The organism is Halorubellus litoreus (genome assembly GCF_037081675.1).
GTDB lineage: Archaea > Halobacteriota > Halobacteria > Halobacteriales > Natrialbaceae > Halorubellus > Halorubellus litoreus.
In genome coordinates, this window is record NZ_JAZAQL010000005.1 from 134,715 (window position 1) to 147,226 (window position 12,512).

General features: G+C 66.1%; 16 protein-coding genes and 2 tRNA genes. 6 read left to right on the forward strand and 12 right to left on the reverse strand.

Annotated features, from left to right (window positions below):
- Window positions 1–77: 77 nt before the first annotated feature.
- Window positions 78–150, reverse strand: a tRNA-Arg gene (locus VYJ16_RS19945).
- 20 nt (window positions 151–170) lie between these two features.
- Entirely contained in the window at window positions 171–476 is a 306-nt protein-coding gene (locus tag VYJ16_RS19950; RefSeq protein WP_336352076.1) for a twin-arginine translocase TatA/TatE family subunit, read from the reverse strand.
- 189 nt (window positions 477–665) lie between these two features.
- On the opposite strand from VYJ16_RS19950, the gene VYJ16_RS19955 reads away from it, so the two are divergent.
- From VYJ16_RS19955 to VYJ16_RS19965, 3 genes are all read left to right on the forward strand, one after another.
- Window positions 666–1,142 carry a peroxiredoxin gene (locus tag VYJ16_RS19955; protein ID WP_336352077.1) on the forward strand — a complete coding sequence of 159 codons (477 nt, stop codon included), beginning with the start codon at window positions 666–668 and terminating at the stop codon, window positions 1,140–1,142.
- A gap of 90 nt (window positions 1,143–1,232) precedes the next feature.
- Window positions 1,233–2,048, forward strand: a complete 816-nt coding sequence (locus VYJ16_RS19960; RefSeq protein WP_336352078.1) for an HD domain-containing protein — start codon at window positions 1,233–1,235, stop codon at window positions 2,046–2,048.
- Between the two features lie 92 nt (window positions 2,049–2,140).
- A complete protein-coding gene (locus tag VYJ16_RS19965; protein ID WP_336352079.1) occupies window positions 2,141–2,425 on the forward strand; it encodes a hypothetical protein in 285 nt (94 codons plus the stop codon).
- 86 nt (window positions 2,426–2,511) lie between these two features.
- On the opposite strand, the gene VYJ16_RS19970 is transcribed toward VYJ16_RS19965, so the two are convergent.
- Window positions 2,512–2,748, reverse strand: a complete 237-nt coding sequence (locus tag VYJ16_RS19970; protein ID WP_336352080.1) for a TrmB family transcriptional regulator — start codon at window positions 2,746–2,748, stop codon at window positions 2,512–2,514.
- Window positions 2,749–3,076: 328 nt separating this feature from the next.
- Window positions 3,077–3,157, reverse strand: a tRNA-Val gene (locus VYJ16_RS19975).
- Window positions 3,158–3,252: 95 nt separating this feature from the next.
- Here VYJ16_RS19975 and VYJ16_RS19980 point away from each other — a divergent pair.
- A complete protein-coding gene (locus VYJ16_RS19980; protein ID WP_336352081.1) occupies window positions 3,253–3,447 on the forward strand; it encodes a XapX domain-containing protein in 195 nt (64 codons plus the stop codon).
- Between the two features lie 13 nt (window positions 3,448–3,460).
- On the opposite strand, the gene VYJ16_RS19985 is transcribed toward VYJ16_RS19980, so the two are convergent.
- From VYJ16_RS19985 to VYJ16_RS20010, 6 genes are all read right to left on the reverse strand, one after another.
- Window positions 3,461–3,976 (reverse strand): histidine kinase, encoded by a 516-nt coding sequence (locus VYJ16_RS19985; RefSeq protein WP_336352082.1) that lies wholly within the window; start codon window positions 3,974–3,976, stop codon window positions 3,461–3,463.
- A 196-nt stretch (window positions 3,977–4,172) separates the two neighbouring features.
- Window positions 4,173–6,017 carry an FAD-binding protein gene (locus tag VYJ16_RS19990; RefSeq protein WP_336352083.1) on the reverse strand — a complete coding sequence of 615 codons (1,845 nt, stop codon included), beginning with the start codon at window positions 6,015–6,017 and terminating at the stop codon, window positions 4,173–4,175.
- A 34-nt stretch (window positions 6,018–6,051) separates the two neighbouring features.
- The gene (locus VYJ16_RS19995; RefSeq protein ID WP_336352084.1) at window positions 6,052–6,945 is read right to left on the reverse strand and encodes a succinate dehydrogenase/fumarate reductase iron-sulfur subunit; all 894 of its coding nucleotides are present in this window, start codon (window positions 6,943–6,945) and stop codon (window positions 6,052–6,054) included.
- Between the two features lie 2 nt (window positions 6,946–6,947).
- Entirely contained in the window at window positions 6,948–7,325 is a 378-nt protein-coding gene (locus VYJ16_RS20000; RefSeq protein WP_336352085.1) for a succinate dehydrogenase hydrophobic membrane anchor subunit, read from the reverse strand.
- Window positions 7,325–7,726 (reverse strand): succinate dehydrogenase, cytochrome b556 subunit, encoded by a 402-nt coding sequence (gene sdhC / locus VYJ16_RS20005; protein ID WP_336352086.1) that lies wholly within the window; start codon window positions 7,724–7,726, stop codon window positions 7,325–7,327. Before sdhC ends, VYJ16_RS20000 begins: the two co-directional genes overlap by 1 nt.
- 238 nt (window positions 7,727–7,964) lie before the next feature.
- Window positions 7,965–9,005: a succinylglutamate desuccinylase/aspartoacylase family protein gene (locus VYJ16_RS20010; RefSeq protein WP_336352087.1), complete on the reverse strand. Its 1,041-nt coding sequence runs from the start codon at window positions 9,003–9,005 to the stop codon at window positions 7,965–7,967.
- A gap of 96 nt (window positions 9,006–9,101) precedes the next feature.
- On the opposite strand from VYJ16_RS20010, the gene VYJ16_RS20015 reads away from it, so the two are divergent.
- Both VYJ16_RS20015 and VYJ16_RS20020 read left to right on the forward strand, forming a co-directional pair.
- Entirely contained in the window at window positions 9,102–9,854 is a 753-nt protein-coding gene (locus tag VYJ16_RS20015) for a GNAT family N-acetyltransferase (RefSeq protein WP_336352088.1), read from the forward strand.
- Window positions 9,855–10,012: 158 nt separating this feature from the next.
- Complete coding sequence (locus VYJ16_RS20020) at window positions 10,013–11,368, forward strand: RimK family alpha-L-glutamate ligase (RefSeq protein ID WP_336352089.1); 1,356 nt, start codon at window positions 10,013–10,015, stop codon at window positions 11,366–11,368.
- On the opposite strand, the gene VYJ16_RS20025 is transcribed toward VYJ16_RS20020, so the two are convergent.
- Window positions 11,369–11,707, reverse strand: a complete 339-nt coding sequence (locus VYJ16_RS20025; protein WP_336352090.1) for an AzlD domain-containing protein — start codon at window positions 11,705–11,707, stop codon at window positions 11,369–11,371.
- Entirely contained in the window at window positions 11,704–12,393 is a 690-nt protein-coding gene (locus tag VYJ16_RS20030; protein WP_379762915.1) for an AzlC family ABC transporter permease, read from the reverse strand. The genes VYJ16_RS20025 and VYJ16_RS20030 overlap by 4 nt, the downstream gene beginning before the upstream one ends.
- Between the last annotated feature and the right edge of the window lie 119 nt (window positions 12,394–12,512).

Consider the following 12,512-nt stretch of genomic DNA (forward strand, 5'->3'; position numbering starts at 1 on the left):
CGGTCGCTCACTTCGTTCGCTCTCTGATTCGAACCCCGCATGCCCGTGTTGCTCCTCACGTGCGTTCGGTGCAGACACGGGCGTGGCGGGGTTCGAACCCGCGATCGGGGGGTTAGGAACCTCCCGCCCTATCCGCTAGGCCACACGCCCGCGAGGGGCGTGGTGGAGAATCAGTTCGTTTCCGTGGACGTGTCCGTGGACGCGTCGGTGGACGTGTCGGTGGTCGTCGTCTCGTCGAACGAGCTGTCGTCGTCGAACGCGCTGTCGTTACTGCTGGACGGGCCCTCACGCATGTCCTGCAGTTCCTCCTCCACTTCTTCGCGGCCTTTCTGGAATTCGCCCATCGCTTCACCGGTCGAGCGCGCGAGCTTGGGAATCTTGTTCGCTCCGAAGAGCAGGACCGCGATGAGGAAGACGATGACCATCTCTGGCGCACCGAGTCCCCCAATGAATGTCGGAATCGTTTCGAGTGCCATCTCTACCTCACGCTTACCCGACGCCAAATATAGGCTTTTTGCTCGTCCGACCGACGCGAACGAACCACTCCAGTTCAGGTATCGACACGAACTCGCTCCTGGGCCGAGGATTCGAAACCCCGTGTGAACACACGTCAGGGGCTCCGCGAGCGCAACCGGTATGCCGATGCTTCCACAAGTGTCGCGGTGATGGTCGACGAAGGCGACACTGCACCCGAGTTCACTGCACCAGTCGCGACCGGCGACGTCGAATCGATCACGCTCTCGGACGCCGTCGCGGACGGCCCGGTCGTCCTCGCGTTCTTCCCCGGAGCGTTCACGAGCGTCTGCACGGCCGAGATGTGTTCGTTCCGCGATCGGTTGAGTGCGTTCGAGGACGTCGACGCGACCGTGTACGGCGTCAGCACCGACTCGCCGTTCTCACTGAACGAGTTCCGCGCTCAGAACGACCTCTCGTTCGGGCTCGTCAGCGACCACGAGAAGGACATCATCGACGCGTACGACGTCCGCACGAGCTTCGACCACATCGGCCTGCACGGGCTCGCGAAGCGCGCCGTCTTCGTCCTGGATAGTGACCGGACGATAACGTACGCGTGGGTGAGCGACGACCCGAGCGTGGAACCCGACTACGACGAGGTTGCGACTGCTGCCGACGCCGCCGACTGACCGACTCGACCCCACGTGTCGCGGCCGGCAACCCGCGAAGACGGACCGACTCGACGGAGGATTCTTCTTTCCGCAGCGCCACGACGCGGTATGAGCGACACTGAAAGTGACACCGGGAACGGTCGTGTGTACTCGCCGAAGGGCGAGCACGCGTTTCCGGACGAGAAACTGAACGCGGTCCTCGAGTTCGTCGAGAACGACCCGGAGATACAGACGTACCTCGAGGCGCAGAACGTGAACGCGGTCGACCGCAAGGGGTACAACGACCACGGCGTGAAGCACATCAAGATCGTTCGGCATCGAGCACTCTGCCTGTACGACCTCCTGAAGCGCGCGGGCGTCGAGTTCAATGGCGCGAAACAACAGGGCCTCGACGAGGAGGACGAGGCGGTCATCGTCGCACTCGCTGCGACCCTCCACGACATCGGGCACGTCGTGCATCGCGACAACCACTCGTACTACTCGATACCGCTCGCGTCCGACGAACTCGACCGCATCCTCCCGGAGTTCTACACGAAACCGGAGTGCGTTCGCGTGAAGGGCGAGGTCCTGCACGCCATCCTCTGTCATCACACCGAGGAGATACCGCTCACGAAGGAGGCCGGCGTGGTCCGGGTCGCGGACGCGCTCGACATGGAGAGCGGGCGGTCGCGGATGCCGTACGAGCGCGGTGGCCGTGGCATCAATACGATATCGAGTCAGGCGATAGAGAGCGTCTCGCTCTCGTCGGGCGAGGACCATCCGGTGCTCGTCGAGATCGAGATGAACTCGGCAGCGGGCGTCTACCAGGTCGACAACCTCCTGAAGGCGAAGCTCCAGGATTCGATGCTCGAACACGAGATCCGTATCGTGGCTATCCAGTCGACGAGTAACGGCGACGAGCTCGTCGAACGCATCGAGCTCTGACATCCTCCCCGTCCTGAACGACGGGGCTTCCCGTTCCATAGGTTGGTGCCGCGAGCGCAAGCTTTCTGTCGTCGTGGTCCCGACCGTCGAGCGTGACCGAAGCGGACCGCGACTGGCCGGACCCGCCGCTGGAGAGCGACCGCGACGCCGGCCGTCTCCGCGTGCGTCTGGCGTGTTCGGCGGTGGTTTTCCTGGCGTTCGTCGCGCTCTCCTGGAGCTACGTCGGCGAGGTCCTCGCGATGCTCTGGCCGCCCCACGAGTCGCTATCGCGATGGTTCACGCTGGTTCTCCTCCAGCTCATGGGGTACGTGATACTGCCGCTACTCGTCGGTGGGTTCCTCGGCGATCTCGTCTACGACCGGTTCGTCGACGATTGAGTGTTTCCTCGACGGTCGGGCGACTCGTCGACCCGCGGCTCGTTCGCCGCGGCGGTGCGTTTGGTCGTTCGATGCGTCGGTCGTCGTCAGGTAGTGACGGAGACGCGTTCGGCACCGTGACGTTCGACGTGCCCGTCGGCTTCGAGCGTGGAGATGACGTCGAACAGACCGAGTTTGCGGAGGCCGAGTGCGTCCGCGAGGTCGTCGACGCTCGCGTCGCGTTCCTGTGCGAGGTAGACGTAGACGAGCTTCGCTTGCGGCGATTCGATGCTCTCCGGAACGACGGGTGTCGCGTCCGTTCGCGCGCGAGTGGTGGCAGTCATGGTAGAACGAACCCAAAAGTTCGACGACCATAAATCTCCGTGTCGACACTCGTCGAAACTATCGGGGGGTTGCCGACGACGACGGCTGGACGTGCCACGCCCGCAGCGAGAGACGCTCGCTCAGACACCACTGGAGACCGTCTCGCGCCACTGGCAACGCTTGCGTGTTCTTCGACTGACGACGACCATCGTCGAGAACACGACAGGACAAGGGGGAGCGACGGAGTTCGAACCGAACCCAGACGTGCTCGCTCACTGCGTTCGCTGTGCGCGACTGGGAGGCTTCGAGTCCCGTCTTCGTGATCGTCACTAATCTTCGTTTGTAGCGAGGAAGGGGCGGGATTCGAACCACGCGAAGCCTCTCCACGAATCGCGTTCGTGGACTGCTCTCCCACTGAGCTACCCTTCCACGGCCGGCGGTTCGAGTCGATGTCTGATAGGGGCGTTGGTCGGCGAATCGAAACGAACGCCTTAACCGCTCCTGCGCGCAAGCACGTGGTCGTTATGAGTATCGCAGAGATAGTCTTCGCGACGCTGACGGGGTTGATCGCTGGTGCGGTGTTCGCGCTCGTCGACGCACCGATACCGGCACCGCCCGCGCTCGCTGGTGTCATGGGTATCGTCGGCATCTACGCCGGATTCAAACTCGTCGAGCACTTCGATCTCGTCGGCGCGGTCGCGGACGCGATTCCGCTTTGAGAACGAGGAGCCCTCAGTCGCCGGAGACACCTTGGTTCTTCGTGTCCTCTTCCGGTGCGTCGAACGCGTAGTAGATCGTCCCCATGACGACGCCGAACACGGCGTGTCCGGCGAGCATCGCGCTCGACACGTACGGGAACGGGAGCGAGACCGACGAGACGACCCCGAGCCAGAGTGGCATCGCGAGCGCTGTCAGGACGACCCAGACGCCGAGCGCGAAGAGGAGCCCGGCCCCGATCTGCTCCCGAGCATCGGCCCCTGACCGGTCGCTGAGTCCGATGATGACGGCGAAGGCGATCCCGAGAACGCTCGCGTGCAGGACGTGGAGTATCCATCCGAGGACCGCATCGCCCGGTGGGTCGACCCCGTACAACGCCGGAATCATCTCGCGGAGTACTAACGGGTCGATGACGGATACCACCGCGCCGGAGACGAGTCCACCCAGTAGCCCACTTGCCAGTCCCAGTCGCCAATCGCCCCCGAACGGGTCTGCGACCTCCGGTGGTGATTGGGTCGTCTCAGTAGCCATCGATTGGGGGTACGTAGACGCGACGAGCGTAATGTAATATTGACCATATCGTGCCCGCAGGACCACGTTTCACGGCCCGGGAAGGTGCGGGAAGAACGCTCGCCGGTACCGAGTAGGCTGCCGTTTTCGAGACGCGGTGCTCGCGGGTCGAGAACGAGGAACGGATACGGTCGACGAAAGCGCGAGTCGGGAGCGTTCAGTACGAGCGTTCCTTGGGCTCGTACGTCTTGTTCTCGCCCTCGAGGATGACCGGACGGAAGAACACCTGGGGTTCGCCGTCGTGCCATCCGATGAGCGTGTGCTTCAGCCACTCCTCGTCCTTGCGTTCCTGGTGCTCCTTGCGCCAGTGCGCGCCGCGGAACTCGTCGCGGACGAGCGCGCCCATCGCTATCGTCTCGGCGATGTCGATGAGGTTCCGCGTCTCGATCGTATGCTGGAGGTCCGTGTTGAACGTGCGACTCGGGTCCTCGACGTACACGTCCTCGTAGGCCTCGCGGATGTCGCGGATGTCCCGCAGTGCTTGCTTCACGCCTTCCTCCTCGCGGAAGACGTTCACGTTCTGCGTCATCGTCTTCTGGAGGCGTTCGCGGATCTGGGAGTGCTTCACGCCCTCTTCCTTCGAGAGCATCTCCTCGACGCGTTCGCGTTCGGCTTCGACCTCGCGTTCGACGACTGCGGTCGGGTCCTGCGTGACCGCGCCACCGTCCGCGGCAGCGGTCTCGCCACCGGCGCCACTGATACCGGCTTCGCCCGGCTGGACCGGCATCTCGGTGTCGTCGTACTCGATGTCGCCGCGTTCGCCCGTCTCGATCTTCGGCTCGCCCATGTCGGCACCTGCGGCGTGCTTGCCGGCGCGCGCACCGAACACGATGAGTTCCGGGAGCGCGTTCCCGCCGAGGCGGTTCGCGCCGTGCACGCTCACGCACGCCGTCTCGCCGGCCGCGTACAGGCCCTCGATACAGGTGTGCCCGTTCTCGTCGGTCTCGACGCCACCCATCTGGTAGTGCTGCCCGGGCTTGACCGGCATCGGCTCGACGAGCCCGTCCACGCCCTCGAAGTCCTCCGCGAGGTGGAGGATGTTCTCCAGGCGGTCCATGATGCGTTCCTCGCCGAGGTGACGCATGTCGAGCATCACGTACTCGTCCTCGAACCCACGCCCTTCGTTGACCTCCGTCAGTTCGGCGCGGGAGACGACGTCGCGGCTCGCGAGCTCGCCTTCGTTGTTCGCGTACCCGTGTTCGAACATGAACCGCTCCCCGTCGGCGTTGTAGAGGATACCGCCCTCCCCGCGGACGCCTTCGGAGATGAGAACGCCAGTGCTCGGGAGCGTCGTCGGGTGGAACTGCACGAACTCCATGTCCTCCAGCGGCACGCCGGCGCGGTACGCGATGGCGTACCCGTCACCGGTGTTCGCGACCGCGTTCGTCGTGTGGTCGAACGCCTGCCCGGGGCCGCCAGTCGCGAGGATGACGCCGTTCTTCGCCTTGAAGCCGGCAATCTCGCCGGTCTTGATGTCCATCGCGACGCAGCCGTGGCACGTGCGCTCGCTCGGGTCGTCCTCGTCCGTGACCGCGACGTCCTGCACGTACCACTCGTCGTACACCTCGATACCTCGCTTCACGACCTGCTCGTACATCGTGTGCAGGAGGTGATGCCCGGTCTCGGCGCCCGCGTACGTCGTTCGCGGGAACGACAGCCCGCCGAACGGCCGCTGGCTGACGGTGCCGTCGTCCTCGCGACTGAACGGCATCCCCCAGTGCTCGATCTGGATGACCTCCTCCGGGGCGTCCTGCGCCAGGGTCTCGACCGCGGGGGCGTCCCCGAGGTAGTCCGAGCCCTTCATCGTGTCGTACGCGTGCAACTCCCAGTCGTCGCCCTCTCGGAGTGCCGCGTTGATGCCGCCTTCCGCCGCGCCCGTGTGCGAGCGCACCGGATGGAGTTTCGTGACGATAGCCACGTCCGCGCCTTCTTCGTGGGCAGCGATCGCCGCGCGGAGTCCCGCGCCGCCACCGCCGACCACGATTACGTCGTGTTCGTACATGTTGAGTGCTTAGGATTCGATGACTTGAAGTTGTCTACCAGAACTTCAGGTTGTTCTTCACGGCTTCGCGCTTGAGTTCCTGGATGTGCTCGGTGAGCGGGATGTCCTTCGGACAGACCTCGGTGCACGAAAACTGCGTCTGGCACCGCCAGACGCCGTGTTCCTGTTCGAGGATGCGGAGTCGGTGCTCCTCGAGCTCCTCCTGGTCCTCGCGCTCGTCCATGTAGAACCGGTACGCCTTGTTGATCGCCGCCGGCCCCAGGTACTCGTTGTCGCCCGCCGCGATGTTACACGAGGACATGCACGCGCCACACCAGATGCAGCGCGTACTCATCTTGATCTTCTCGCGGTTCTCCCGGGTCTGCTTCTGCTCCTCACCACTCGGCGCGTTCTCGTCGCCCTGGAAGTACGGCTCCACCGAGTGCATCTGGTCGTAGAAGTGCTGCATGTCCACGACGAGGTCCTTCACGACGTCCTGGTGCGGGAGCGGTTCGACGCGAACCGGCCAGTCCAGGTCGCTCATCTGGGTCTTACAACAGAGACGCTGCTGGCCGTTGACGAACATCGCGTCCGACCCACAGACCGCCTGCCGGCACGAGTGCCGGAACGTCAGCGACGGGTCGTAGTGGTCGCGCGCGTACATGAGCGCGTCCAGGACCGTCATCCCCTTCGTGAACGGGACGTGGAACTCGTCGAACCGCGGTTCCTGTTTCCCTTCGACCTCGGGGTCGTACCGGAAGACCTTCAGTTGGACCGAGCGCTCGGCGGCCTCGATCTCCTCCTGGGCCTTCTTCTGGGCGTCCCGATAGCTGGCGGCCTCGGCCTTCTTCGCCATCCGCTTGTCCTGGGGTGATTCGGCCGACGCGTCAGCCTCCGCCTCGGCGCTCGACTCCGCCTCCGCTTCCTGTTCTGGTACTTGCGTGCTCATTGTTAGACGAGGTCCGTCATCGCGAGTGCGACGCGCGTGCCCTGCACGACGAGCAACACTCCGGCGAGGCCGAGGATGCCCTGTGCCGCGCGCTTCTGGATGCCCTTGATGCCCTGGTTCACCATCGCGTTGTAGATGCCGTTGACGCCGTGGAACGTCGCGGTGACGAGGAACAGCCACATCGTCGCGAAGTACCCGACCTGACTCATCCGCGCGGACGTGCCGGCGAACGTGATCTCGTACGCGTGGTGGTAGAAGTGCAGGAGGAAGAAGTGGAACGCGAGAACGACGATGAGGAACGCCGCGGTGATGCGCTGGAAGAGCCAGCCCCAGCCACCGCGCTCGAAGGACGTCGGCGCGCCACTGGTCTCTGCGGCCATCAGGCGCCACCTCCGAGGCCCGCGAGGAACGTCGGAACGCTCGCGACGACGATCGCGCCCGTCAGGACGAGCGACGCGTAGAAGCTCTTATCTTGCGACCCGAGCCCGATGCCGAGGTCGACGAGCAGCAGTCGCGTGCCGTTCAGGATGTGGAAGACGGCCGTGGACAGCAGCCCGATCTCGAGGATGCGAACGATGAAGATGCTTTCGAGACTCTGGAGCGTCTGCGTGTACGTTTCTGCGCCGGTCGTTGCCGTGGAGAGGACGGCGATGTGCGTGAAGAGGTAGCCGACGAGGATCCATCCGGTGAACTTGTGGAAGATCCACGCCCACATGCCGGCCTGGAACTCCTTCCACCGGCCGAAGTCCTCGACGAGACCGCGGTTGTAAGACTGGCTCATGCTCTATGCGGGACGCTTGGACCGTACCGGTATAGAAGTTACTACCTCGGCGTCCAAGATGGCGGTTCGACGGCGTCGCGACGGGGGTTCTCGCTGGCTGGGCGGTGTCGCAGAACGAGTCGACGGTGTGCGAGCGACGGTTGGCGGCGTTCGAACCGAACCCGTTCGGTCGCGCGACGGTCAGTGGGTGGTCGCGCTCGCGCTGCTCGACCGGGCGTTCGCGGGCGCGTCGATGGAGTCAGGCGTTCGCGGGCGCGTCGACGGCGGTCGGCGTCTGGTCGCGTTCGAGCGCGCGCCGCGTCGGTTCGTCGAGTTCGACGAGGTGACAGAGCGGGTTCCCCGGGTAGACGACGGGGTTCTCGAGGATGCCGACGAGGACGCCCGTGAACGGGGCTTCGACGGCGGTGTTGTCCTCCTTGAACGGACTCGTGATGGTGCAGATGCGGTCGCCTTCGTGGACGAGGCTCCCGCACTCGAAGTGCATGTCGACCATGCCGCCGGCGTCGGCGCGCAGCCACGTCTTCTCGTCGTTGTCCTCGACGACGGTCCGCCACCCCGGCCAGCTCACGGCCTCCTGCGCGAGGAGGCCGTACTCGGCGAGGACGCTCCGGACGCCGTCGAGCGCGCGGTCGATGAGGCGACGCTGGAAGCGGTGGGCTTCCCCCATCTCGATGGTGATGGTGGGGACGCCGGCGTCGCTGGCCTCCCGGCGGAGGGTGCCGCTGGGGCCGTCGCTGGAGATGATGACGTTCGAGGAGAACGCGTTCGCGAGGCGCGAGACGTCGTCGTCGGCCATGTCGGCGCGGACGTGGAGCATGTTCGTTCGGCCGCGCGTTGACGTGTGGAGGTCGATGCCGAGGTCGCACGGCTCCACGAAGTTCGTGAAGATGCGGTGCGCCATGCGCTTCGCGCTCGTCGAGTCCTCGCGTCCCGGGAACGACCGGTTCAGGTCGCGGTCGTAGATCGGGAGGTAGCGTTGCTGCGCGAGGAACCCGGGGACGTTCAGGACGGGCATGCAGACGAGCGTCCCCCGGAGGTCCGCGAGGTCCCACTCGTGGGCGACCTCGCGGACGACCTCGATGCCGTTCAGTTCGTCGCCGTGCGCGGCCGCGGAGAGGAACACGGTCGGGCCGGCGTGCTCGCCGTTGATGATGGTCACTGGGATGCGGACTGGGTCACCGAGGTACGTCTCGCTGATACCGTAGCGGATGTTCGCGGTCTCCCCGGGGTCCACGCGGCCCCCGTTGTACGTGAACGCGTCCGCCGCGTCGTCGCTCATGACTCGCCTTCGGTCGTCGGCACGTAAATGCCTGCAGGTCGCGCACCGGTGAAGTTGGGACGGACCGTTATTACGGATGGTGTCGTACTGGTTGTCATGGAGGTACGTGACGCGACTGCTGACGACTTCGAAGCGATGCGGCGGACCGCCGCGGCGTCGATGCACGAGTCCTACGATTCGTTCCTCGATCCGGAGACCATCGACGCCGCGCTCGACGAATGGTACGGTGCTGACACGCTCGCGGCGCAAGTGACCGCCGAGGGCGCGCTCCTGTACGTCGCCGTCGAGGACGACGACGTCGTCGGGTTCGTGCAGGCGGAGACGGTCTCGAAGGACCCCGTGGAGGGGCGCGTGCTCTGGCTGCACGTGCATCCGGACGCGCGCGGTGACGGCGTCGGGTCGCGCCTGTTCGTTCGCGCGCAGGAGGCGCTCGTCGACGCGGGCGCGGAACGCATCACGGGCGTCGTCCTGGAGGGGAACGACCTGGGGACGGCGTTCTACGAGGGGCACGGGTTCACGCGCGCCGGTGAACGCGAGGTGGAGGTCGGCGACGAATCCTACGCCGAGGCCATCTACGTGCAGGGCGAGTCCGGCGGGACGGAGTGGGAGAGCCTCGACGAGTACGACGTCGACGGTCGGTCGGTGTACGTGAGTTACAGCGAGGCCGACCGCGGGTCGAACGGCCCGCTGTACACGGCGTACAGCGACCCGGACCGCGAGCAGAAGTACGGGTTCTTCTGTGGCGCGTGCCACTCGTTCGACGTGTCGATGGACTCGATGGGCGTCGTCGAGTGCAACGACTGCGAGAACCGCCGGAAGGCGACGCGCTGGGACGCGTCGTACCTCTGAACGCCGCGCGAACCCAACGTTCGACGGCCTGGATACGAAGGCCGTCGCCGTCCGGCGGTCACGTCGAAGCCGTCGGGGAAACAGTGACTGAGACCCTCACGCGCTTGATACAAGTCTATCAGGGAACGCTTTTGGAACCCCCGTGAGTGGGTATGGACATGAACGGTTCTTCCGGTGTACGCGTCGGCGTTCTCAGCTTCCACAACAGCAAGGAGTCCAAAGCGATCTGTAACGCGGTCGAGGACCTCGGGCACGAACCCGAGTGGCTCCGCGAGGAGAACACGACGATTCGCGTGCGCGGCGACGACGTGGAGCTGACACCCGACGTCGACGTGGTCGCGAACCGGATGCTGCTCTCGAACACCGAGCAGCCCTGCGAGGAGCTCGGTATCGCGAACACGATTCAGAGCCTGCGACCGATGCTGAACACGCCGAACGCGACGCTGCGTGCGTCCCACAAGTTCGCGACCGCCGGTGCGCTCGCAGAGGCCGATATCCAGGTCCCGGACGCGCTGATGGCGCTCGACTCGACGGCGCTGAACGCCGCGCGCGACGACTTCGGTGAGGAAGCGGTGTACAAGACCGCTATCGGCACGCACGGCGGTGGGACGTGGAAGGTCACGCGCGACGAGCACGTGAACCCGAAGGTCGGGAACCGGTACGCGTTCCTGCAGTCGCTCATCGAGCGCGACGGCCAGAAGCACCGCGACATCCGCGTGTACGTCGTCGGCGACGACGTCGTCGGCGCGATGTACCGGTATGCACCGGACAACGACTGGCGGACGAACGTCGCGCTCGGCGGGAGCGTCGAGGACGCGACCGACGACCTCCCCGAGGAGGTCGTCGACATCGCGACGAAGGCCTCCGAGGTCGTCGGCCTGGACTACGCTGGCGTCGACATCGTCGAGGGGAACGACGGCTGGTTCGTGCTCGAGGTCAACCCGACCGCGGGCTTCAAGGGCCTGTACGAGGCGACCGGGCGGAGTCCGGCGCCGTACATCGCGAAGCTCGCCATCGAGCGCGCCGGCGGGACGGTCGACCAGGAGCGCGTGCGCGAGCTCTCCGCGACGCTCGACGATTCGGTGCCGTCGTGTAAGCCGCGGCTGCCGACGTCGGACTCGGACGAACCCGTCATCGTCGGGTACACCGAGGAGGTCGTCGTGCACGGCACGCAGGGGTCGAAGACGGTGGTGGCGAAGTCCGACACGGGCGCGACGCGGACGAGCATCGACACGAGTCTCGCCGCGGAGATCGGCGCGGGCCCGATCAAGTCCGTGATGAAGGTGAAGTCCGGGAGCCTGAAGTCCGGGAAGTCCCGGCCCGTGGTCGACCTCGTGGTCGGCGTCGGCGGCCGCCAGCACACGGTCACGGCGAGCGTCGAGGACCGCAGTCACATGGACTACCCGCTCCTGCTCGGGCGGGACATCCTCGGGAACTACCAGGTGGACGTTTCGAAGACCGTCGACGGGAACGACGAGGCGAACGAGGAAGAGGAGGAGAGCCTCGAGGAGTAGTCAGAGCGCTTCGAGCGTCCAGAGTGCGGCCATCCCGACGGCTATCGTCGCGGGCACGTTCTCGGTCTTCCAGGCGACGAGCGCCGCGAGTGCCGCGGCCGGGAGTTTCGGGGAGTACGCGACCGCGGGGAGGACCGTGGCTGTGGGTTCGACGACGATCACCGCGGGGACGACGAGCGCGGCGAGGACGGCTGCGGGAACGAACTCGAGTGCGCGTTCGACCCGGGGTGGGATCTCGTCGACGCGGCCGACGACGACGACGAACGACGCTTTGAGCGCGAACGTGCCGAGGCCACCGGCGAGGACGACGAGCCAGAGCGTCGCGTCGCTGGCGGTCACGAGCCCTCACCTGCGGGGGTGTCGTTCGGCGTCTCGCGCGTCACTTCGAGCGCGGTCGCGGCGAGCACGCCGAGGAGGGCGGCGACGACGAGCGAGACGTCGTAGGGAAGATTCGTGCCGAGGACGGTGCCGGCGCCGCCGACGACGGCGGCGAGCGCGCTCGGTGCGCCCTTGACGTTCGGAACGAGGAGGGCGAGGAACGTCAGTGGGATGGCGAACTCGAGCGAGAGCCCGGGCGGGACCTGTGCGCCGACGAGGACGCCCGTTATCGTCGCGATCTGCCACACGACCCAGAGCGTCGCGGCGGCGCCGACGTAGTACCACTTGCGGCGCGACGGACTCCGGTCGTTGTCCTGGTAGTCGACGAGCGCGACCGCGTACGCCTGGTCGGTCATGAGGTACGCGAGGAGCGCGCGCCAGCGAGTGGAGAACGCGCGGAAGTGCGGAGCGATGCTCGCGGCGTACATCGGGTAGCGGAGGTTCACGACGAGGATGGTCGCGACGACGACGGCCGCGGGCGATCCCTTGGCCAGCAGTTCGACGGCGGCGAGCTGGGCGGCGCCCGCGAACACGACCGCGGACATCGCCGCGGCGACGGTCGGCGGGAGTCCGCGGTCGACAGCGGTGACGCCGTAGACGAGGCCGAACGGGACGACGCCGAGGAGGAACGGCGTCATCGCTCGCATGCCGTCGAGCGCGTCGGCGCGAGCGCTCACGGCGACATCACCGGCGGCGACGCTCTCGTCTCGGTCATGCCAGAATCCGACGACGCCCCCACCAATCGGTCTTTGGGTCGGGGCAGTCG

Coding starts and splice junctions, on each gene's coding strand:
- VYJ16_RS19950 (WP_336352076.1), bottom strand. CDS start 476: ATGGCACTCGAAACGATTCCGACATTCATTGGGGGACTCGGTGCGCCA.
- VYJ16_RS19955 (WP_336352077.1), top strand. CDS start 666: ATGGTCGACGAAGGCGACACTGCACCCGAGTTCACTGCACCAGTCGCG.
- VYJ16_RS19960 (WP_336352078.1), top strand. CDS start 1,233: ATGAGCGACACTGAAAGTGACACCGGGAACGGTCGTGTGTACTCGCCG.
- VYJ16_RS19970 (WP_336352080.1), bottom strand. CDS start 2,748: ATGACTGCCACCACTCGCGCGCGAACGGACGCGACACCCGTCGTTCCG.
- VYJ16_RS19980 (WP_336352081.1), top strand. CDS start 3,253: ATGAGTATCGCAGAGATAGTCTTCGCGACGCTGACGGGGTTGATCGCT.
- VYJ16_RS19985 (WP_336352082.1), bottom strand. CDS start 3,976: ATGGCTACTGAGACGACCCAATCACCACCGGAGGTCGCAGACCCGTTC.
- VYJ16_RS19990 (WP_336352083.1), bottom strand. CDS start 6,017: ATGTACGAACACGACGTAATCGTGGTCGGCGGTGGCGGCGCGGGACTC.
- VYJ16_RS19995 (WP_336352084.1), bottom strand. CDS start 6,945: ATGAGCACGCAAGTACCAGAACAGGAAGCGGAGGCGGAGTCGAGCGCC.
- VYJ16_RS20000 (WP_336352085.1), bottom strand. CDS start 7,325: ATGGCCGCAGAGACCAGTGGCGCGCCGACGTCCTTCGAGCGCGGTGGC.
- sdhC (WP_336352086.1), bottom strand. CDS start 7,726: ATGAGCCAGTCTTACAACCGCGGTCTCGTCGAGGACTTCGGCCGGTGG.
- VYJ16_RS20010 (WP_336352087.1), bottom strand. CDS start 9,005: ATGAGCGACGACGCGGCGGACGCGTTCACGTACAACGGGGGCCGCGTG.
- VYJ16_RS20015 (WP_336352088.1), top strand. CDS start 9,102: ATGGAGGTACGTGACGCGACTGCTGACGACTTCGAAGCGATGCGGCGG.
- VYJ16_RS20020 (WP_336352089.1), top strand. CDS start 10,013: ATGAACGGTTCTTCCGGTGTACGCGTCGGCGTTCTCAGCTTCCACAAC.
- VYJ16_RS20030 (WP_379762915.1), bottom strand. CDS start 12,393: ATGCGAGCGATGACGCCGTTCCTCCTCGGCGTCGTCCCGTTCGGCCTC.